General features: G+C 37.4%; 18 protein-coding genes and 1 pseudogene. All 19 read left to right on the forward strand.

The window, feature by feature from the left end; translation table 11 throughout:
* Window positions 1-9 precede the first annotated feature (9 nt).
* The 19 genes and pseudogenes from ACDF53_RS06960 (at window position 10) to ACDF53_RS07050 (ending at window position 20,285) form a co-directional block, all read left to right on the forward strand.
* Entirely contained in the window at window positions 10-933 is a 924-nt protein-coding gene (locus ACDF53_RS06960) for an NAD-dependent epimerase/dehydratase family protein (RefSeq protein WP_370815836.1), read from the forward strand.
* Between the two features lie 20 nt (window positions 934-953).
* On the forward strand, window positions 954-1,232 hold the full coding sequence (locus ACDF53_RS06965) for a DUF1294 domain-containing protein (RefSeq protein ID WP_105088997.1): 279 nt from the start codon (window positions 954-956) through the stop codon (window positions 1,230-1,232).
* A gap of 84 nt (window positions 1,233-1,316) precedes the next feature.
* A complete protein-coding gene (locus ACDF53_RS06970) occupies window positions 1,317-2,753 on the forward strand; it encodes a glucose-6-phosphate isomerase (protein ID WP_370815837.1) in 1,437 nt (478 codons plus the stop codon).
* Between the two features lie 9 nt (window positions 2,754-2,762).
* Window positions 2,763-3,320: pseudogene (locus ACDF53_RS06975) on the forward strand (NAD-dependent epimerase/dehydratase family protein).
* Window positions 3,321-3,449: 129 nt separating this feature from the next.
* Entirely contained in the window at window positions 3,450-4,280 is an 831-nt protein-coding gene (locus ACDF53_RS06980) for a hypothetical protein (RefSeq protein WP_370815838.1), read from the forward strand.
* An 89-nt stretch (window positions 4,281-4,369) separates the two neighbouring features.
* Entirely contained in the window at window positions 4,370-5,650 is a 1,281-nt protein-coding gene (locus ACDF53_RS06985; RefSeq protein ID WP_105089538.1) for a type II secretion system protein GspD, read from the forward strand.
* Window positions 5,651-5,677: 27 nt separating this feature from the next.
* Complete coding sequence (locus ACDF53_RS06990) at window positions 5,678-7,597, forward strand: ABC-F family ATP-binding cassette domain-containing protein (protein WP_370815839.1); 1,920 nt, start codon at window positions 5,678-5,680, stop codon at window positions 7,595-7,597.
* Window positions 7,598-7,706: 109 nt separating this feature from the next.
* Window positions 7,707-8,855 carry an ABC transporter substrate-binding protein gene (locus tag ACDF53_RS06995; RefSeq protein WP_060924779.1) on the forward strand — a complete coding sequence of 383 codons (1,149 nt, stop codon included), beginning with the start codon at window positions 7,707-7,709 and terminating at the stop codon, window positions 8,853-8,855.
* A gap of 17 nt (window positions 8,856-8,872) precedes the next feature.
* Window positions 8,873-9,754 (forward strand): branched-chain amino acid ABC transporter permease, encoded by an 882-nt coding sequence (locus ACDF53_RS07000; RefSeq protein WP_308694098.1) that lies wholly within the window; start codon window positions 8,873-8,875, stop codon window positions 9,752-9,754.
* Window positions 9,754-10,764: a branched-chain amino acid ABC transporter permease gene (locus ACDF53_RS07005; RefSeq protein ID WP_370815840.1), complete on the forward strand. Its 1,011-nt coding sequence runs from the start codon at window positions 9,754-9,756 to the stop codon at window positions 10,762-10,764. The genes ACDF53_RS07000 and ACDF53_RS07005 overlap by 1 nt, the downstream gene beginning before the upstream one ends.
* A gap of 11 nt (window positions 10,765-10,775) precedes the next feature.
* On the forward strand, window positions 10,776-11,537 hold the full coding sequence (locus ACDF53_RS07010) for an ABC transporter ATP-binding protein (protein ID WP_060924776.1): 762 nt from the start codon (window positions 10,776-10,778) through the stop codon (window positions 11,535-11,537).
* Between the two features lies 1 nt (window position 11,538).
* Window positions 11,539-12,249: an ABC transporter ATP-binding protein gene (locus ACDF53_RS07015; RefSeq protein ID WP_060924775.1), complete on the forward strand. Its 711-nt coding sequence runs from the start codon at window positions 11,539-11,541 to the stop codon at window positions 12,247-12,249.
* 419 nt (window positions 12,250-12,668) lie between these two features.
* Entirely contained in the window at window positions 12,669-13,412 is a 744-nt protein-coding gene (locus tag ACDF53_RS07020; protein WP_303939726.1) for a polysaccharide biosynthesis/export family protein, read from the forward strand.
* A gap of 36 nt (window positions 13,413-13,448) precedes the next feature.
* The gene (locus ACDF53_RS07025; RefSeq protein WP_370815841.1) at window positions 13,449-15,275 is read left to right on the forward strand and encodes a polysaccharide biosynthesis protein; all 1,827 of its coding nucleotides are present in this window, start codon (window positions 13,449-13,451) and stop codon (window positions 15,273-15,275) included.
* A 120-nt stretch (window positions 15,276-15,395) separates the two neighbouring features.
* The gene (locus ACDF53_RS07030; RefSeq protein ID WP_370815842.1) at window positions 15,396-16,841 is read left to right on the forward strand and encodes a GumC family protein; all 1,446 of its coding nucleotides are present in this window, start codon (window positions 15,396-15,398) and stop codon (window positions 16,839-16,841) included.
* A gap of 1 nt (window position 16,842) precedes the next feature.
* The gene (locus ACDF53_RS07035; RefSeq protein WP_370815843.1) at window positions 16,843-17,454 is read left to right on the forward strand and encodes a CpsD/CapB family tyrosine-protein kinase; all 612 of its coding nucleotides are present in this window, start codon (window positions 16,843-16,845) and stop codon (window positions 17,452-17,454) included.
* A 73-nt stretch (window positions 17,455-17,527) separates the two neighbouring features.
* Window positions 17,528-18,727, forward strand: a complete 1,200-nt coding sequence (locus ACDF53_RS07040) for a DegT/DnrJ/EryC1/StrS family aminotransferase (protein ID WP_370815844.1) — start codon at window positions 17,528-17,530, stop codon at window positions 18,725-18,727.
* A complete protein-coding gene (locus ACDF53_RS07045) occupies window positions 18,721-19,407 on the forward strand; it encodes a sugar transferase (RefSeq protein ID WP_105089010.1) in 687 nt (228 codons plus the stop codon). Before ACDF53_RS07040 ends, ACDF53_RS07045 begins: the two co-directional genes overlap by 7 nt.
* An 11-nt stretch (window positions 19,408-19,418) precedes the next feature.
* Complete coding sequence (locus ACDF53_RS07050; protein WP_370815845.1) at window positions 19,419-20,285, forward strand: phosphorylcholine transferase LicD; 867 nt, start codon at window positions 19,419-19,421, stop codon at window positions 20,283-20,285.
* The last annotated feature ends 3 nt before the right edge of the window (window positions 20,286-20,288 follow it).

Here is a 20,288-nt window from a genome sequence, read left to right on the forward strand (position 1 = left end):
GAGGGTGTTATGAATATATGTGTTACTGGTGGGGCCGGTTTTATTGGTTCCCATCTCGTTGATCGATTAATTGAATTGGGGCACAATGTGCTCGTTATAGATAATCTATCTACAGGTATGCGTTCTTTTGTACATGATTCTGCTCAATTTATTGAGATGGATGTACGAGATCCAAAATTATTATCTGTCTTTGAAGAGTTTAAGCCCTCTATTGTATTTCATGAGGCTGCCCAAACTATGGTTCAATCCTCTATGGAGAATCCAAGTTATGACTGTGATGTTAATTTGTTAGGGCTTATTAATGTACTTGATGCCTGTCGTAAGGTGAAAGTTGAACAATTCTTAATGCCTTCTTCGGCTGCTGTGTATGGGGACTTAGCAGTATTGCCATTGACAGAAGAACTAAGTGGTATGCCATCATCCTTCTATGGTTTGACTAAGCTTACTGCAGAAGGGTATTTACGTATCTATCGTGAAGCTTTCGGGTTAAATACTGTATGTTTTAGATATGCCAATGTATATGGTCCACGTCAAGGTGATGGTGGCGAAGGTGGCGTTATTAGTATTTTCAATCGTTTAATCGTTGAAGGTAAGCCTTTAACCGTATATGGTGATGGGGAACAAACAAGAGACTTCATTTATGTAGAAGATGTGGTAGAAGCTAATATTAAGGCTATGAGCAATACTAGCTGTACAGGTATTTATAACGTGTCTACCAATACGGGAACATCTGTTAATGAGTTGATTACGCGATTTAGATCTATTAGTGGTGCTGATTTTATGGTTCATTATGAAGACGAACGCATAGGGGATATCAAACATTCACGTTTAAGTAATGCAAAGGCAGAACGTGATTTTGGATTTGTAGCTTCCACAACATTAGATGAGGGCTTACAAAAAACATTAGAATATTTTAAAGCTCATCATAAGTAAGGTATATAAGGTTTGGGGACATGAGTGATACACAATTCTGGGTTACTGTAGGGGTATGGAATCTAATTGTATTTAGTATGTATGGATATGATAAGCTATGTGCTATTAAGGGGTATAATCGGATTTCAGAGTTCACACTATTATTTTTAGCATTTGCCTTTGGCGGCCTTGGTGCGCTATTGGGCATGGTTATTTGGCGTCATAAGACTTTAAAGCTCAAGTTTAAACTAGCTATCCCTATTGCATTGTTATGGTCTGTTTATGCAGTGGGGTTTGGTTATGGTTTGTGGGTGAATTGATTGCATAAACTAATATTTTATTCATTGTTTTATGGTATAATGAATAAAATATTGTACATAAAATGTCAGTGAAGGAGATATTTGATGTTGCGATTACAATCGGGGTTCGAGTTAGATTACGCTAACATATATAATGAAAGTTGCATACAAGAACGAGACGTAAAAAACTTTGAGCGTGCTATACAAAATGTTTGGCGTCACACCAATATTTTACGTTCTACAGGCTTTGAAGAAGGCCATCTTTCCAAGGATGGCTTGCCTGAACCGGTATTGTTTTACCAACTTCCTTATATTTCTGCAGCTGGTATTAATACACCTACAATGTTAAAACGTTTTTATGAATTGCGGGACTATGCTCGCCATAATATTGATACAGTTGTATCTGTAGGTATTGGTGGTTCTTATTTGGGGAGTAAGGTTATTTTTGATGTTCAATGCGGTGCATTTTGGAATAATCTTAGTACGGAAGAACGGAATGGATATCCACGGATGTATTTTGCTGGATTTAACGTAGATGGTGATTATTTATCAGGCCTTATTCGTACCTTAGAGTACCAAGCTCAGAAAAAGGGTCCCGACTATAAGGTGATGCTCGTTATTACCTCTAAGTCTGGCTCTACCATTGAACCAATGGCTAATTTCATGATTTTGGAAAAAGCATTGCAAGATCGGAATATAAATTATGAAGTAATAGCTGTTACCGATATGTCTGATGATGCTCATCCTACAGTTCTACGTTCTATGGCACTAGAAAATCATTGGAAAACCTATAGTATTCCCTATGGTGTAGGTGGCCGTTTCTCTGTGTTTACAGAGGTTGGCTTTGTTACAGCCGCTCTTGTGGGGTTTGATATTGAAGGTTTCTTGGCTGGTGCTGCTTCAATGGATGCTGCATGCCAAGAAGAGGATATTTTCAAAAATCCTGCTTTATTAAGTGCATTGCTAAAATATATTGCGTCCGAACGTTATGGTCGTATTATTGAGGTATTTATGCCTTATGGGGAAGCCCTTCATTCCTTATCTGATTGGTATGTACAACTACTGTCCGAATCGTTAGGTAAGATGAGTAATACATGCTTACCTTATGGTCGTACACCAGTTGCGGCAGTAGGAACTATGGATATGCATGCTCAAGTACAAGAGCATCAAGAAGGTCGCCTTAATAAGGTCGTTCAATTTATTAAGGTTAAAGAGTGGCAACATAATCTTGTAGTGCCTAATACACATAGTCAATATGAACGATTGCAAGCACTTGGTAATATAGGTATTTGTGATATTCTTAATATTGCATTAGATGCTAATAGAGAGGCTTTATCTAGTGACAATCGTTTTAATATGACGATAACTGTACCAACATTAAATGCATTCCATTTAGGGGAAATAATGTTTATGCATTGTTGGGCTGTTTACTTTGAATCTATTTTTGCAGGTGTAGATGCTTTTGATCAACCAGGTGTTGAAGTTTATAAACGTCTCATCGGTCCAAAATTGGCTCACGTAAAGGATGGAGAGAATTCATAAGGGGGAACTATGAATATTTTAGTAACAGGTGGGGCTGGTTATATTGGAAGTCACACAGTATGTGCTTTTCAATAAGCAGGCTATACACCTATCATTGTAGATAATCTTTCGCGCGGACATGTAGAATTTATTCCTGAAGGGGTACAGTTCTACAATATGGATATAGCTCGTGGTAAAAGAGAGCACATAACTGTTTTTGGTACTGATTATAATACAGCTGATGGCACATGTGTACGCGATTATATTCATGTTAATGATTTGGCTACAGCTCATGTGTTAGCAATGGATTATTTGCGTAACGGTGGTGAATCTCAAGTGTTTAATCTTGGCAGTGGCAATGGCTTCTCCGTTAAAGAGATTATTGAAACTGCTAAAGAGGTTACTGGTATCGATATTCCTGTTCAATATGGTGATCGTCGTGCTGGTGACCCAGGTACATTGATTGCGTCCTCTGAAAAAATTAAAGAATTACTTGGTTGGGATCCTAAATTCAGTAATGTAGCTGATGTTATCAAAGATGCTTGGAAATGGCATACATCTCATCCTGATGGTTATAACAGTAAATAAAACAAGAACAAATTCTTTTGATTTGTCAATATAATGAATGACTCTATTAGTCACCTAGGTGACTGGTAGAGTCATTTTTTTGTAGGAATTTAAAAGGACCTCCTAGAATATGTCAGCAGGAGGTGGAATATGAACTTACAAGATTATATACAACGCATCAAATTATGGATTGATAAACAGTATTTTATTATTAGTCACTATAAAATTATTATTTCTGTTTTTCTTGTGATTGTGGTTGGCGTATTAATCGTTGGTGTTTTATATCCTCATGAAGAAGAACGTGTTCATGTACAACCTGAGTATGTTAATAGTGGGGAAAATAATCAGACCCGATTAAGATTAAAAGAATCATCAGAAGGAATATCACATAATAGACAGAAACACAATAATAGTGATGCTATAGAAACGAGAAAAGATGACAATCTAAAAACTAAAAGTGAAGGCCGTTTGTTATATGATGTGAGCAACGTGGAACGTGGGCATCCTTGGCGAGAGGTTTTTAGAGATTTACCAGATGATGATGTACATGGTAGACCTGAAGATACTAAGGATGCAGATGAAGTGGCTGATAGCATTAATGATATGAAAAGGTTTAATAATAGTAAGTACTCAGGTAGGGATACATATAAAGGACAGACTGATAGGTATAAAAACAGGAGAACACAGCGTAAGAATAAACATATAGGGGGCAACACCATTAGTAATAGTAGCGATGATTTAACTAATAATCAGATTAATTCGAAGTCTCATAGTAGGTTAAATTCTTCGACCGTGGAACAGTCTGTTGAACTTGTTGGTATTGTTGAGGGCGATGAGATTATTGCTATTTTACGAAAAGGTACAGAGGAGCAAATGGTTACTGTTGGGACGGTTTGGCATGGCGTTACTGTCTCTAATATAAGTACAAGTGGTGTAGAAATCGTTGAAGGAGGTTCATCACGGTGGTTAAGAATCAATTAGGCAAGGATTGCTTACATAGTAGAGTGACCATAGTAAGAAAAAAATTATTCAAAGCTAGCATACTACTAAAAATAATTATAATAGTGGTTATGTTTCTATATGCATCATTAGGGGAATCTTCTATAGTATTAGCGAGTAATACAGGGCCAGCAGTAACTACTAATCTAGAAAGCGATAGGGACTCACTAGATAGAGAAATTAGTAATGGTAAATCAAATAATAATAATGACATAGAAAAGGATAACGTAATTAATGAAAAGGGCGAGCTGAGAAAATCAAAAGAATCAATTACGATATCCGTTCGTAATGCTTCTCTAAAAGAAACAGTATTAGGGATTTGTCGGAGTTATCGTATATCTGTTATGGGTGTAGAATCTTTAACAGGTAACATTACGGCTACTGTGCAAGGTGAAACACCAGAGGATCTTATAAAAGAATTAGGAAGGCTATATCATTTTTCCGTTTCAAAACAATATAATACGATTCTTATTGAGCCAGATGACAAAGCACTTGAAAATAGAGAATTATATGTTATAACACCGGAGCATTTGCCAGCAGAGTCTTTAAAAAATATAATGGGCACTGTTGTGAAACATGATAAAATGGCGGTACTTTCAGAACAAAATGAAGTGATTATGCATTTGACCAGTGGAGAGAAACGGCGTGTAGAAACACTGGTTAAAGCTATAGATAAGGAGCCTAAGCAAGTACAATTAGAAGCGACAGTCATTGCTATGGAACAATCTTATGCAAAGGAGCAAGGCATTCGGTGGTCGTGGCTTAGCTTGACAGGACATGGTGAAGATAAAACTAATTCTTACGGGGCCGTTACCTTTGGTAAAACACCCGGTGGTGAAGCCTATAAATTTTTTGTGAAACCCGAGTTGAGTCTTATGGAAAGTTCCGGTAAAGCCGCGCTAATTGCTAAGCCATCTATTATGGCCTTAAATGGTGAAACAGCACATATCTTGATCGGTGAACGTATCCCTGTTATAGAAGAGTCCGAAGTGAATGGCGAACGTAAGCGTTCTACACGTTATGAAGAGGTGGGGATTAAGTTAAACTACACGCCTATTATTACTGGGGATGGCGGTGTAGATGCAAAAATTCACGCTGAAGTAAGTACACCTATCATGGTATCCGAAATGAAAGCTTATAAAATTAGTACGCGGCAAGCACATACACGGGTGCGGTTACAACCTGGAGAGGTACTCGTTATAGGTGGACTTATGGATAATCGCGATCAACATCAAATTCAAAAAGTACCTATTTTAGGAGATATTCCTTTACTAGGTAAATTATTCCGACATAGTAGAAAAACAAAAGATTCTATAGAGATGCTAATATTAGTTCGGGCAATTGTGGTATAATAAAGGGTAATGATTAGGAGGTTATGAATGGAACGCATTCGAATGATAGGCCTTGGAAAATCATTTGGGGTGCGCCAAGTATTTTCCAATGTGTCTTTTGAGATAAAAGAAGGTGAGCGACTAGCCTTGGTAGGACCTAATGGGGCTGGGAAATCCACCTTGTTAAAATGCATATTAGGCTATGAAGAATTAGATGAAGGCAATGTAGTTAAGTCTCCTGTAGCCAGTATTGGTTACTTACAACAAGATGTAAATCTAGGAGATGATAGTTTAGCTACAGAAATTGAAAAAGCTTGGGCCGATGTTCATGTATTAGAGGAGCAACTAAAAGAACTTACCACGCGTTTGGAGTCTGAAGAAGCTAGTGAATCGGATCTGCAGCGATTGGATTATTTGCAAAATCGTTTAGAATGGCTAGGTGGCTATGATTACGAGCAAAAGACTAAGCGCATCATTTATGGTCTTGGCTTTACTGATGAGGATTTAGATAAACCAGCAAGCGCTTTTTCTGGTGGTCAAAAGACTCGAATTAATTTAGCTAAAGCATTGGTACGGCGTCCAGACTTTTTATTTTTAGACGAACCAACTAACCATTTAGATATGGACATGTTAGAGTGGCTTGAAGGGTATTTGTCTGCCTATCGTGGTGGGATTCTCATTGTCAGCCATGACCGTTATTTCTTAGACCGTATTGTCACTGGCGTTGTAGAATTGGATAACCATAAGGCTACAACTTATCGTGGTAATTACAGTCGTTATATTCAACAACGAGATGAACGGTTGAAAGCGGATATGGTAGCCTATGAGAAACAACAGGAGTACATCAAAAAGACAGAGGCTTATATAGATAAATACCGGGCAGGTATTAAATCTAAAATGGCTCGTGGTCGTCAGTCTCAATTGAATCGTTTAGAACGACTTGATGCACCGGTAACTTCACATCATTTACAATTTTCTTTTCCCCCTGCTGCGATGAGTGCCGATAAGGTTCTTGTTCTAGATCATTTATCAGTAGGATATGATGAAGATCCTATCATTGATGATATATCACTCGTAGTGCGACGCGGAGAATCAGTAGCCCTTATTGGACCTAACGGGGCTGGTAAATCGACACTCGTAAAAACTATAGTAGGTGAATTATTCCCTGAGAATGGTCACGTAGATATCGGCAACCGCGTACAAGTGGGATACTTCTCACAAGAGCATGAGGAATTACATGATTCTTGGCAGGTAGTAGAAGAGGTTATGAATCACTTTAACTACACTGAAGAGAAGGCCCGTAATGTATTAGGTTCATTCCTATTTAAAGGGGATGATGTATTTAAGCTTGTAGGTGACTTATCTGGTGGTGAGAGAGCTCGTTTAGCATTATTAAAATTATTCCTTCAAGGTGATAATTTTCTTATCTTAGACGAACCGACGAACCATTTAGATATTCCAACGCGCGAAATTGTGGAACAAGCCTTGCAACAATTTGAAGGTACATGTTTTATTATTTCCCATGACAGATATTTCTTAGATCAAGTTTCTACAAAAACCATTGTTTTAGATGATGGAAAAATTACTGAATATCTCGGTAATTACTCGTACTATAAAGAAAAGCTGAAAGAACAAGAAGATTTATTAGCATTAGCTAATGAACAGAACTCAGAGAGTGATAAAGTTGAAAATAAAGTTATTTCAGTTATTGAACCAGTACTTTCAACATCAGAACCGACAGAGGAACCTCAGAAGAAACCGAATGCATATATGGTGGAAAAACAATTAGCTGAGGTAGAATCTGAAATTGCTCGTTTAGAAGCAACCATGAAGATGTATGAAGTGCAATTGGCTAATCCTGTAGTACAGCAAGATTTAGATGAAATGTCCAAAATTTCCATACAAATTGAATCTACACAAAGTGAGTTAGATGCATTGTATGAGAAATGGGAACGATTATCTGAATAACTTATAATAGTATATATTATTATAGAGTTATTTTAATTGACAAAAAATTGAAAACTCTAATAATATAGATATAGATTTAAAGTTTTATGTTTCAAAGGAAGGGTGTAGCATGAATAAATCCATGTTAAAAAAAGCAGCCATTTTTGGTCTTGCTGGTGTAATGGCAGTTGCTGCTGGTTGTGGCAGTAATAAAGATGCAGGTAATGCAAATAGCAATGAGGCTAAAATTGCATTGTTAACAACAACAACTGGTGGTGCAGCGGCATATGGTGAATCCATTAAAGCTGGTGCAGAATTGGCAGTAAGCGAAATCAACGCTGATGCAAATGCTGTGAAAATCAACTTGTTAGTAGAAGATACTAAAGGTGATAAAAACGAAGCTATCAATGCAATGAATAAAGTAATTTCTAAAGATAAAGTTGTAGCTGTTATTGGCCCAATGTTATCTGGCGAAATGATGGCAGCAGGTCCTGTAGCAAATAAAAGCAAAATCGTAGCTCTTGGCACATCTACAACTGCTGAAGGTATTACAGATATCGGCGATTACATTTTCCGTAACGCTGTACCAGAATCCTTGGCAGTAGATACTGCAATTAAAGAAGCACATAAAACTTTAGGCTTCAAAACTGCAGCTATTATGTACTCCAACAACAATGACCAAATGGTATCTGTAAATAATACAGCTCGTAAAGCATTGGAAGCTGAAGGTGTACAAATTGTTGATACTGAAACATTTGCAGATAAAGATACTGACTTCTCTGCACAATTAACTAAGATTCAACAAGCAAAACCTGATGTTATCGTAGTTGCTTCTCTTTACCAAGAAGGCGCATTAATCATGAAAAAAATGCGTGAAATGGGTATGAATCAACCTGTAATTGGTTCTAATGGTTTCAACAGCCCTGAATTCATTAAAATTGCAGGCGCTGCAGCTGATGGTGTTATCGTAGGTACACCTTGGTTCCCTAACAAAGACGATCAAAAGGTAAAAGACTTCCGTAAAGCTTACAAAGATAAATACGGTAAAGAACCAGACCAATTCGCAGCTCAAGCTTATGATGCTGTATACCTCTATGAAGCAGCTTTGAAAAAAGCAGGTTCTACTACAGATCGTGAAAAATTCCGCGATGCTTTGAAAAATATTGCTGACTTCGTTGGTGTAACTGGTCAATTCAAGTTCAACGAAAAACGTGACCCTTCCATGGAAGTTCAAGTTTTACAAATTAAAAACGGTCAATTTGACGCATTAAAAAAATAAAAAGTTGAGGTAGTATAGTGTTTTTACAACAATTAGTTAACGGGTTAACCCTCGGTAGCTTATATGCTGTACTCGCTATTGGCTTAACACTTGTGTTTGGCGTTTTAAATATCATCAACATGGCACACGGAGGCATCTTTATGATAGGTGCCTTCGTTGGTCTTTTTATGGTAACTGTTTTTAACGTTAACATTTTTGTAGCCCTTATCGTAGCTATGGCTGTCGGTGCTATCCTCGGTTATCTTTTAGAATTTGTGGCGCTTCGTCCACTACGTAAGAAAAAGGTGTCTCACTTGGCACCACTTATTAGTACCATTGGTGTTTCTATTTTTCTTGAAAGTTTGGCATTATTGCTTTGGGGCCCTCAAACAAGATCTTTCCCACCAGACTATATTGGTGGTCTAATCGACTTTGGAGCTTTCAAAATTTCCATGGTACAAATTATTGGTTTAGGTGTTTCTGTTATTTTAATGCTAATTCTTAATATAGTTATTAAGAAAACTAAAATTGGTAAGGCTATTCGTGCCGTATCTATGAGCACAGAAACAGCGGCTCTCTTGGGCATTAATCCAACAATGATTATATCTGTTACTGTTATGATTGCATCTGCCTTGGGTGCAGCTGCAGGTGTATTGGTAGGCTTGTCCTTCAATGCTATTGAGCCTACTATGGGTGTTATTATTGGATTTAAAGGCCTTGCCGTACTTATCTTAGGTGGTCTTGGTAATATTACAGGCGCCATGGTTGGTGGTTTCATTTTAGGCGTAGCAGAAATCTTCTCTGTTGCGTATGGGGCCTCTACATTCCGTGATGCTGTGGCCTTTGGTCTCATCATCCTATTATTATTCTGGCGTCCACAAGGCTTGTTTGGTTCTAAAGATAAAGGGGGTAGACCGTAATGGATTTATTAAACCCGTATTATCTACAGATCGTAATGTTCTTCATCATCAATGCCATCATGGGTATCTCTATTTACTTTACCCTTGCAAGTGGTCAGCTTTCTTTAGGGGCTGCTGGCTTTATGAGCGTTGGTGCATATGTAGGCGCTATCCTTTCTTTGAAAGCTGATTTGCCTATCGTTGTAGGCATCATTGTTGGTGGCCTAGTTGCTAGCCTTGTAGCCGTTATTATCGGCTTACCAACAACACGTCTTCGCGGTTTATATCTTGCCATTGCTACTCTTGGTTTTGGCGAAGTTGTGCGTGTTATTTTCTTGAATTTGGATATTACTAATGGTGCGTTAGGCCTTTCTGGTATTCCATCTATTCCTCAAGAATTAACAAATTTAGCCTATGAACTTGATATCGATGGTTTAATGGGCATCGATGCTGTTGCATGGGGCAACCTAATGGCTATTATTATTCTTTTGGCAATCTTAGTAGTGATTATTGCCTTCTGTGTGCGTATTAATAATAGTCGTGTGGGCCGTGCCTTTGCAGCGATTAAGGCTGATGATCATGCAGCAGAATTAATGGGGATTAACGTTGTATACTACAAGATGATGGCCTTTATCATTGGTGCTTTCATCGCCGGTATTGGCGGTGGTTTGTATGCTCATATTACAAACTTTATTAATCCTACAGACTTTAGCTACCATAAGGTAGTACAAATCTTATTATTCCCAGTATTTGGTGGTTCTAATGTAGTATGGGGTTCCGTATTAGGCTCCTTCATTCTTACATTATTGCCAGAAGTATTACGCTTCTTATCCGATTATCGGGACATCATCTATGGTGCATTACTAGTCATCTTGATGGCAGTTCGTCCAGATGGTATTTTAACAGAATCTATGGTAGACAAAATTAGTCGTAAATTAGGCTTTAAGAAAGCTCCATATATTCCTGAATCACAAGTATTAACAGAACGTTTTGAAGCGTATAAACGTAAACAAGAAGAAAAACAAGGATAGGAGGGAACTGAATGCTATTAGAATTAAATGACGTAAGTAAAAGCTTTGGTGGCGTTGCAGCTCTCACAGGTATATCCTTTGGTGTAAAACAAGGTGAAGTATTTGGTGTTATTGGGCCAAATGGTGCTGGTAAAACTACATTATTTAACTTGATTACTGGTGTATTCCCTGTAAGTTCTGGCGAAATCGTATTTGATGGTATGTCTGTTGTAGGCATCAAGCCTCATAGAACGGTAGAAATGGGGATTGCCCGTACATTCCAAAATATTCGTCTCTTCGGCAATATGACAGCTCTTGAAACTGTATTAACCGGCATGCATTGTCGTACTGGGTCTGGATTCTTGTCTAGTTTCTTAAAGACAAAACGCCAACGTATTGAAGAAGAACGTTGTCGTGGTATTGCTTATGAGTTTTTAAAACTTGTAGGTCTTGAAGAAGATGCTGAAGAGGTAGCTACATCATTGCCATATGGTAAGCAACGTCGCCTTGAAATTGCTCGTGCCTTGGCTACACATCCTCAATTAATTTTGCTAGATGAACCAGCAGCAGGTATGAATGATAGTGAAACAGAAGCGTTACGCCAATTGATTGGTAAAATTCGCGACCTTGGTATTACTGTTGTAGTTATTGAACATGCCATGGAATTAATGATGAATATTTGTGATCGTTTGGTAGTGTTCAACTTTGGTAAAAAGATTGCTGAAGGTACACCTCAAGAAATTCAAAATAATGAGGCTGTAATTGAAGCATACTTAGGGAAAGAGGAGGCGTAATATGTTAAAGCTAGAAAACATCGTGGCTGGTTATGGACATATTACAGCCTTAAAAGATATCAGTTTAGAAGTACCACAAGGTTCTATTGTATCCTTGATTGGTGCTAATGGTGCTGGTAAGTCTACAACTATGAAGACCATAATGGGCCTTGTAAAGCCAACATCTGGTAAAGTATTATTTGAAGGCCAAGATATTACTGGTCATAAAACACATCAAATTGTACATGGTGGTATTTCTTTAGTTCCTGAAGGTCGTCAAATCCTTCAAGATATGAGCGTTTATGAAAACTTAGAAATGGGTGCTTATATCCGTAACGATAATGAGATTGAAGAAGATATCAAAAAAGTATTTAAACGCTTTCCAATTCTTGATGAACGTAGTTATCAATTAGGTGGTACACTATCTGGTGGTCAACAGCAAATGTTGGCTATTGGTCGCGCCCTTATGGCACGTCCAAAATTGTTATTATTGGATGAACCATCTATGGGTCTTGCACCATTAGTAGTAAACGAAATCTTTGAAACTATCAAAGAGATTAGTGCTGAAGGAACTACTGTTCTCTTGGTAGAACAAAATGTGCGACAAGCATTAAAAATAGCTGATTATGCGTATGTATTGGAAACAGGTAAGATGGTATTATCTGGTCCTGCTGACGAAGTACGTCATGATCCTCGCGTTATGGAAGCATATTTAGGCGGTCGTGTTGAATAATTAATACTTTAAGTCAATAGACTTATCTAAAATTTTTAATAAGGTGTATATACTAGAAAACTAGTATATACACCTTATTTTTTTGTTTAATCAATAAAATTGATGAGAATTTGATGATTTTATGAATCGACTATGAATTGAGTTTATATATTTTTTATTTATGTATCTAAATTTAATGAAAAAATCGAGTGAAATATGAGTGAAATGCGTAAAAAAATACACATAATAAAATGGTGAAAACCTGATATTTACGCGATTTATTCTTAAAGGTTTAATGAAGTTAGCTCAGAACGGGCTGTGTTTATGGAAGAAAGTTTAAAATAATGATAAAATAACTTAACCGATTTTTTAGGATTAATAATTCTAAAAAAATAAAGTGTTGTATTGAGTGAGTTGAATGTAAATCAAAGAGGTAAAATATGAATAAAAAACAGTATATGATGATGGCCGCATTCTTATGTGCCACAACAACATCCATGGCTGCATCTGTTAATGTAACAACTGAACAGTCTTACGATTCTAAAATATTACAAACTGAAGGACACGCACCACTAGAAACTAGTGCATCTGTAGTGAGCTCTGATAAGGTGTATCGTCTACGACAAGGTGATGAACTAACTATTCAAGTTGTACAACAAGCAGATCTTGGTACACGTAATGGTAACGATATTATGTACACTGTTCGCCCTGACGGATATGTATCATTCCCTATGGTGGGACCAGTGAAAGCAGATGGTTTAACCGTCGATGAGTTTACCGCCCAATTACAGCAAGGTTTATCTCGGTACATTATTAATCCGGAAATTACTGTAAATGTTACAAAACTCGGAGGAGTTCGGGTGTACGTATTCGGTGAGATTAATAAGCCTGGTGCTTATACATTGACTAAGTCTAGTACTGTTATTGATGCGATTGGTGCTGCTGGTAGCTTTAACTGGGATACAGCTAAAAAGAAAATTTACTTAATTCATCAAGACAATCCTGAAAAACCAATTCCTATTAATTTAAATCGCATGTTACAAACTGGAGATATGTCCGAAAACTATATTATGCGAGAAGGGGATGTTCTTTACTTGACTAAAAATAGTCGTATTAACTTTGCTCGTGATATTGCTCCAATTTTGACTGGTGCATACATGGTATCACGTATCGGTAAGGATTAAGGATAGGGTTTATCTCACATATAAGGGGGCGTTCTTTTGCGTTCATATTTATTACCAGCCATACTGTTTATTGCCGATATTGCGACGATTGTTATTGTTGCATTTATCAGTTTATTTATTAGATTTGATGGTTATATAGAACCTCGATATATTGATCAAATGGTAGACGCATTACCATTATTATTGGTTTCATATATGTTGATGTTCTTGGTTATGCATCTATATACGCGCATATGGCGTTATGCAGGGATGAGAGAGGTTCTAGCTGTTTTTGTAGCTACAACTATTGGTACAGCAATCTTTTATTCCTCCATGTTTGCTTTTGGCAAATCTTTACCACGTTCTATCTATTTTATTACATGGTTTTTAACTACCGGTACCGTTGGTATGGGACGTATGTTACTTCATTATGTGGCACTTCATTATAGTAATGGGGACGATGGTGAAAGTGGCCAAGTAAATACACTCATTATAGGTGCTGGTGATGCCGGTGCAACGATAGCTCGTGAAATCGAACGTTATCATAAGCGGTCTCGAAGAATCATTGGGTTTGTTGATGATGATATGTTTAAACATAACCGTCTTATGAATGGCTTTAGAATTTTAGGGAATCGTGAAGATATTCCAATGCTTGTAGCAAGATATAAGGTTGAAGAAATTATCATTGCCATGCCATCTGTAAAGCGCGATGTCATTCGTGAGATTATGGAAATCTGCTCTCCTCTTAAATGTAAGATTAATACATTGCCGGGGATGTACCAGTTACTAGATGACGAAGTCCTTGTATCCCATCTTCATCCTGTTTCTATCGAGGACTTATTAGAGCGTGATGAAATTCATCTCGATACATCTAAGGTGGAACCATATCTTAAGGATAAAGTAGTTCTTGTTACTGGTGCAGGTGGTTCTATTGGTTCTGAAATCTGTCGTCAAGTACTGCGGGTAAAACCTAAAAAACTATTGTTACTAGGACATGGTGAAAATAGTATTTATCTTATTCACCAAGAGTTACGATCCATTGTACCTGAAGGGACTTTGGTTCCCATTATTGCTGATATTCGAGATAAAAATCAGTTAGACCAAATTTTTACTGACTATGAACCAGATGTAGTATTCCATGCTGCAGCTCATAAACATGTACCACTTATGGAAATCCAACCAATTGCAGCGGTGCTAAATAATATTTATGGTACTCGTAATGTAGCAGATGTAGCAGGGGCACATGGTGTTGAACGTTTTGTTATGATTTCCACAGACAAGGCGGTAAATCCAACAAGTGTTATGGGTGCTACGAAACGGGTGGCAGAAAAGGTTGTACTTGGTATGAATCACAAGTACGATACAAAGTTTATTACCGTTCGTTTTGGTAATGTTCTTGGTAGTCGCGGTTCTGTTATTCCATTATTCCGCAAACAAATTGAAGCTGGAGGACCTGTAACAGTTACAGATCCTGAAATGACTCGTTACTTTATGACTATTCCAGAAGCAAGCCAACTTGTATTACAAGCTGGTGCAATGGGGAATGGTGGTGAAGTGTTCTTATTAGATATGGGTGAACCAGTAAAAATTGTTGATTTAGCGAAAAATATGATTCGCCTTTCTGGATTTGAGCCTGATAAAGATATTCACATTGAATTTACTGGCTTGCGTCCAGGTGAAAAGCTATATGAAGAATTATTAACTGCTGAAGAAGGTACTAATACAACTACACATAAGAAAATCTTTGAAGCTGCCTTAGAGGATGTAGATCAAGAATGGTTAAGCCGTGAAATTGATCGCTTTGAAACATGTAAATCTGACTTGGATGTAATCAATGTATTACAAGACATCGTTCCTACATATCATCCAAATCATAATGTATAACAATTTAGTTACAATCATTTATTTAGAGCTGTAGTCTACGTGAGAGGGAGATATACAGTAACGATTCCTAAGAGGGAGAGACCCTGTTGTTTGTATACTTTCACAGAAAGGGGTATATGGGTGGAACAAATTATTGATTTAAAAGAGGTCGGTAGAGTCCTCGTTAAACGACGTCGTAAGATTATCAATATTACGGTAGCATGTATAGTATTGGGTGGTGCATATGGTCTCTTAGCACCATCTACATATCAATCTACATCTATGTTGCGCATTAAACAATCTCAAGGATTAAGTAATTCTGTTTTATCAAGTACTAATGGTTACTCTGACTCTATGGCACGTCAATTGATGAATACAGATGCTGAAATTTTAAAGAGTCATAATGTTGTAGAACCTGTTATTGCAGCGATTGAAGATCCAGAAGGAACAGGTAAAGCACCTACATACGAAGAGTTTGTTAAAACGCGTATTGAAACAAAACCATATAAAGAAACTGAATTATTACAAGTTAGTGTAACTGGTAAAAGTCCAGAACAAGCACAAGAGGCCAATCAATTATTAATTGATACATTCTTAAAGCGCTTGGCAGATATTTCCCATGTTGAGCAACGGACGACACGAGAATTTTTACAAAAACGTGTGGTAACTGCAAAAGAAGAATTGGGTCAAGCAGAAAAGAAATTACAACAATTCCAAGTGGACAATAAGGTATATTCCACGGCGGATCAAATGAAGGGGCTAACAGATAAGATTACCCTTATTGATCGTGAGAAAGCTCAAAACCAATTGGATTTGGAAACGGCGCAAGCCGCTTTAGGCAGTATTAATGAACAATTAGGCTCTGCAGGTAAAAGTATTGCTGATAGTGCAACTGTTCAAGCATATAAAGGACAATTAGCTGACTTAGAATCTCGTAAGGCTTCCTATGTTGGTAAATATACTGATGAGCATCCGGCAATGAAAGAGATTAACCAACAAATCGAAGAAGCTAAGAGTGGTTTAAATGCTGAAATTAATGCTATTGCATCCCAACAAGCACCATCTAGCAACTCTGCACAGCAAGGTTTATTAGCAGATAAATTCAGAAATGAAGCGGCTTTAGCCGTAGCACAAGGCAAAGAGTCTACATTGGCTGAACTTGATAAAGAAAACGAAGAGGCTATGAAAAACTTACCAGAAAAAGAACGTGGTTATATTCAAGCCAAACGTGATGTAGATGTAGCACAAGATATTTACGAAATGCTATCTAAACGCTTAGAAGAAGCCAAGGTAGCAGAAGTAATGGTGCCAAATGAAGTGCAAATCGTAGATGCTCCTACATTGCCAGAAAAAGCTATTGCTCCTCGTAAAGTACTTATTTTATTAGGCTCTGCAATTTTAGGAATTATTCTTGGTTGCCTTTACACATTGGGTCAGTTCTTCTGTAATCGCAAGGTTCAATCCGTACAAGAAATCAATGAGATTCTTGGTATTGAAAACTTAGGTGTCATTCCAAATCATGAAGAAAAGGAATATGAAGAACCTAGTAATCGTATCGTAGCATTGTGGCGCAAAGTGAGAGGTTAATATGATAAGACTAATTTCTAATGAACGTGGTGATACACCACTTGTAGAGGCATATCGTACATTGCGCAGCAATTTACAATACGTATGCAATCAACATAAAAGTAAGATAATTTGTATTACAGCTGCTACTAGTGGAGAAGGTACCTCTGAGGTGGCGGCTAATACGGCAATAGCTCTATCAAAGAATAATAATAAAGTTCTTTTAGTAGATGGTAATTTACGTAATCCAGTACAGCATGTAGCATTCAATGTACAAAATAAAGGTCTTACAAATGCAGTTATCATGGATGAAGATTTGACGATTCATCGTAATATAATTCCTCATTTGGATGTGCTTACTGCGGGCGAGATAGTTGAGCATCCTTCTGAAGTAGTAGATTCTAGTAAGTTATCTACAATTTGGGAATATATTCGCGATGAATACGATGTGGTTATCATTGATACACCGCCTGTATTAGATGTTACGGATGCTATTGTATTAGCGGAAAAATCCGATGGCGTTATGCTTGTTGTTAAAAATGAAGTAGCTAGTCCTAAAGATCTAATAGAAGCAAAAAAACGACTGACTCAGGTTGGTATTCCTCTACTAGGATCCATCGTAATTGATGCGTAATAGTAATTAATATAAATTTGATTTGATAAATCAAGCGTATCCATAAGGTACAGAAAGTCATGAGGTGATGTATATGAAAATTAATTTTTCCCCTCCAGATATTACACAGTTAGAAATCAATGAAGTTGTAGAAGCCTTAAAAAGTGGTTGGATTACAACTGGTCCGCGTACAAAAGAATTAGAGAAAAAAATTGCGGCACAGTTAGGTACACCTAAAGCTGTTTGTTTAAACTCTGCTACCGCGGCGCTTGAGATGTCTCTTCGTGTATTAGGTATTGGCCCCGGTGATGAAGTAATTACTAGTGCTTATTCCTATACCGCTAGTGCAAGTCCTGTTGTTCATGTGGGGGCTACACTAGTTCTTGTAGATACCCAAAAAGATTCATTTGAAATGGATTACGATGCTGTGGCTCGTGTTATTACGCCAAAAACAAAAGCTATAATTCCAGTAGATATTGCAGGGGTCCCTTGTGACTACGATCGTTTGCGTTCCATTGTAGAAGAAAAGAAATCTCTATTTACACCATCTAATGATATTCAAAAAGCATTGGCACATATTCCTATTGTAGCGGACTGTGCACACTCCTTTGGGGCTTCATATAAAGGTACACCAACAGGTAATGTAGCTGATTTTAGTAGTTTTTCCTTCCATGCAGTAAAGAATTTTACAACTGCTGAAGGGGGCTGTGCTACATGGCGACACATAGATGGTATCGATGATGAAGCTATTTATAAGCAATTCCAATTATTATCTTTGCATGGTCAAGATAAGGATGCTCTTGCTAAAACAAAAGCAGGCGCTTGGGAATATGATATTAAAGGTACCTATTATAAATGTAATATGACCGATATTATGGCGGCTATTGGATTAGCTCAATTTGAGCGATACCCAAAATTGTTAGCACGTCGTAAAGAAATCATCGAAGCTTATGATGCAGCTTTTAAAGACTTACCGGTTACATTGCTACATCATTATACTGATGAACATCAAAGTAGTGGGCACTTGTATTTAGTACGTTTAGATGGACAAGATGCTGAATATCGCAACAAGGTAATTGAAGCTATGGCTGAAGCTGGCATTGCAACGAATGTACATTACAAACCAATTCCGATGCACACGGCTTATAAGAATTTCGGATTTACCATCGATGATTATCCAAATGCTTATAATCAGTTTAAAAATGAAATCACATTGCCTCTTCATACATTGCTAACAGATGAAGAAGTGCAATATATCATTAAACAGTTTAAAAGGATTATTACGGAATGCTAGTAAAAAACTTTCACGATCTCCCAAAAGAGCTGCAGTGTGAAGCTGTGCGTCCTTATTTTGAATTGTTAAATCAAAAGCGTGGGAGCCTTTTATGTAAAAGTATTTTTGACCGCCTTATGGCCGCAGGGATGCTCATTATATTGAGCCCTGTATTTCTTGTGTTAGCCATTATGATTAAACGGGATAGCGAAGGAGAGGTTTTCTTTCGTCAAACACGTGTTACACAGTATGGTCGTACCTTTGGTATTTATAAGTTCCGCACAATGGTAAAAAATGCGGAATCATTAGGTGCTCAAGTAACATCACAAAATGATATGCGCGTTACTAAGGTTGGAAATATGCTTCGTAGTTGTCGTCTTGATGAATTGCCTCAGCTTATCAATATCCTTTTAGGCGATATGAGCTTTGTCGGCACAAGACCAGAAGTGCCTCGCTATGTGGCGGCTTATACCGATGAAATGAAGGCAACCCTATTATTACCAGCTGGGGTAACTAGTGTGGCAAGCATTGCTTATAAAGATGAAGATCAACTTTTACAAAATGCGCAAAATGTTGATGAAGTCTATATTAATGAGGTATTACCAGGCAAGATGGCTTGGAATTTAAAGAGTATTAAAGAATTTTCTTTTCTACAAGATATTAAAACGATGGTTGATACAGTACTAGCTGTATTACGTTGAAAGAGGTCCCTATGAGTACATCTATGACAAAGGAAATACAAGAAAAAGAGCTTGCTATGTTGCTGTACTTTAAAGAGTTTTGCGACAAACATAATTTGCGCTTTTACCTCTGTGGCGGTGGTCTCATTGGGGCTATACGTCATAATGGCTTTATCCCTTGGGATGATGATTTAGATTTATTTATGCCACGTCCCGATTATGAAAAATTAGCTGAATTATGGCCTAAATATGCAGATACAGAACGGTATACTTATTGTCGAACTGATCGAAATCATATCTATCATGATGCGGGTGCTTCTATTCGAGATAACAACACGACATTTATTAATCGTCATAGTATGCACGAAGATATTTGTCATGGTTTGGCTCTTGAAATTATGCCTATTGATGGATGTGCACCAGGAAAAATTAGTCGTACACTGCAATTGATGTGGGCCATGACCTTTGCACTTTTTAATGCTCAACGATTGCCTGATAATAAAGGACCGATGTATCGTGCATTAGCAGGATGTATTTACAAGGTATTTTCTAGTCAGTCGTTACGTTATCATATTTGGAGTTTTGCGGAAAAGCAAATGACTAAATACGATTTCAATACGAGTAAGGAGTGTACTGAACTAATTGGTAGTTTGAAAGGGATGAAGTTGCGTCATCCTCGAGAAGACTTCGAATCTGTTGTATATAAGGACTTTGAAGGTCATCAAATACCAGTTATGAAAGGGTATGAAAGATATTTGCGTCTCATTTGGGGCGATTATATGCAATTACCTCCAGTAGAACAGCGCGTAGCTAAACATGATGCTGTATTTGCTGATTTGCATACACCTTACAAGGAGTATAGAGGCAAACATTATGCCAAAAACGAAGCTCAACCTTAAGGA

The organism is Veillonella sp., from assembly GCF_041333735.1.
Taxonomy (GTDB): Bacteria; Bacillota; Negativicutes; order Veillonellales; family Veillonellaceae; genus Veillonella.

Coding starts and splice junctions, on each gene's coding strand:
- ACDF53_RS07015 (WP_060924775.1), top strand. CDS start 11,539: ATGTTAAAGCTAGAAAACATCGTGGCTGGTTATGGACATATTACAGCC.
- ACDF53_RS07045 (WP_105089010.1), top strand. CDS start 18,721: ATGCTAGTAAAAAACTTTCACGATCTCCCAAAAGAGCTGCAGTGTGAA.
- ACDF53_RS06970 (WP_370815837.1), top strand. CDS start 1,317: ATGTTGCGATTACAATCGGGGTTCGAGTTAGATTACGCTAACATATAT.
- ACDF53_RS06980 (WP_370815838.1), top strand. CDS start 3,450: ATGAACTTACAAGATTATATACAACGCATCAAATTATGGATTGATAAA.
- ACDF53_RS06965 (WP_105088997.1), top strand. CDS start 954: ATGAGTGATACACAATTCTGGGTTACTGTAGGGGTATGGAATCTAATT.
- ACDF53_RS06985 (WP_105089538.1), top strand. CDS start 4,370: ATGTTTCTATATGCATCATTAGGGGAATCTTCTATAGTATTAGCGAGT.
- ACDF53_RS07020 (WP_303939726.1), top strand. CDS start 12,669: ATGAATAAAAAACAGTATATGATGATGGCCGCATTCTTATGTGCCACA.
- ACDF53_RS07010 (WP_060924776.1), top strand. CDS start 10,776: ATGCTATTAGAATTAAATGACGTAAGTAAAAGCTTTGGTGGCGTTGCA.
- ACDF53_RS07050 (WP_370815845.1), top strand. CDS start 19,419: ATGAGTACATCTATGACAAAGGAAATACAAGAAAAAGAGCTTGCTATG.
- ACDF53_RS07005 (WP_370815840.1), top strand. CDS start 9,754: ATGGATTTATTAAACCCGTATTATCTACAGATCGTAATGTTCTTCATC.
- ACDF53_RS06960 (WP_370815836.1), top strand. CDS start 10: ATGAATATATGTGTTACTGGTGGGGCCGGTTTTATTGGTTCCCATCTC.
- ACDF53_RS06995 (WP_060924779.1), top strand. CDS start 7,707: ATGAATAAATCCATGTTAAAAAAAGCAGCCATTTTTGGTCTTGCTGGT.
- ACDF53_RS06990 (WP_370815839.1), top strand. CDS start 5,678: ATGGAACGCATTCGAATGATAGGCCTTGGAAAATCATTTGGGGTGCGC.
- ACDF53_RS07040 (WP_370815844.1), top strand. CDS start 17,528: ATGAAAATTAATTTTTCCCCTCCAGATATTACACAGTTAGAAATCAAT.
- ACDF53_RS07035 (WP_370815843.1), top strand. CDS start 16,843: ATGATAAGACTAATTTCTAATGAACGTGGTGATACACCACTTGTAGAG.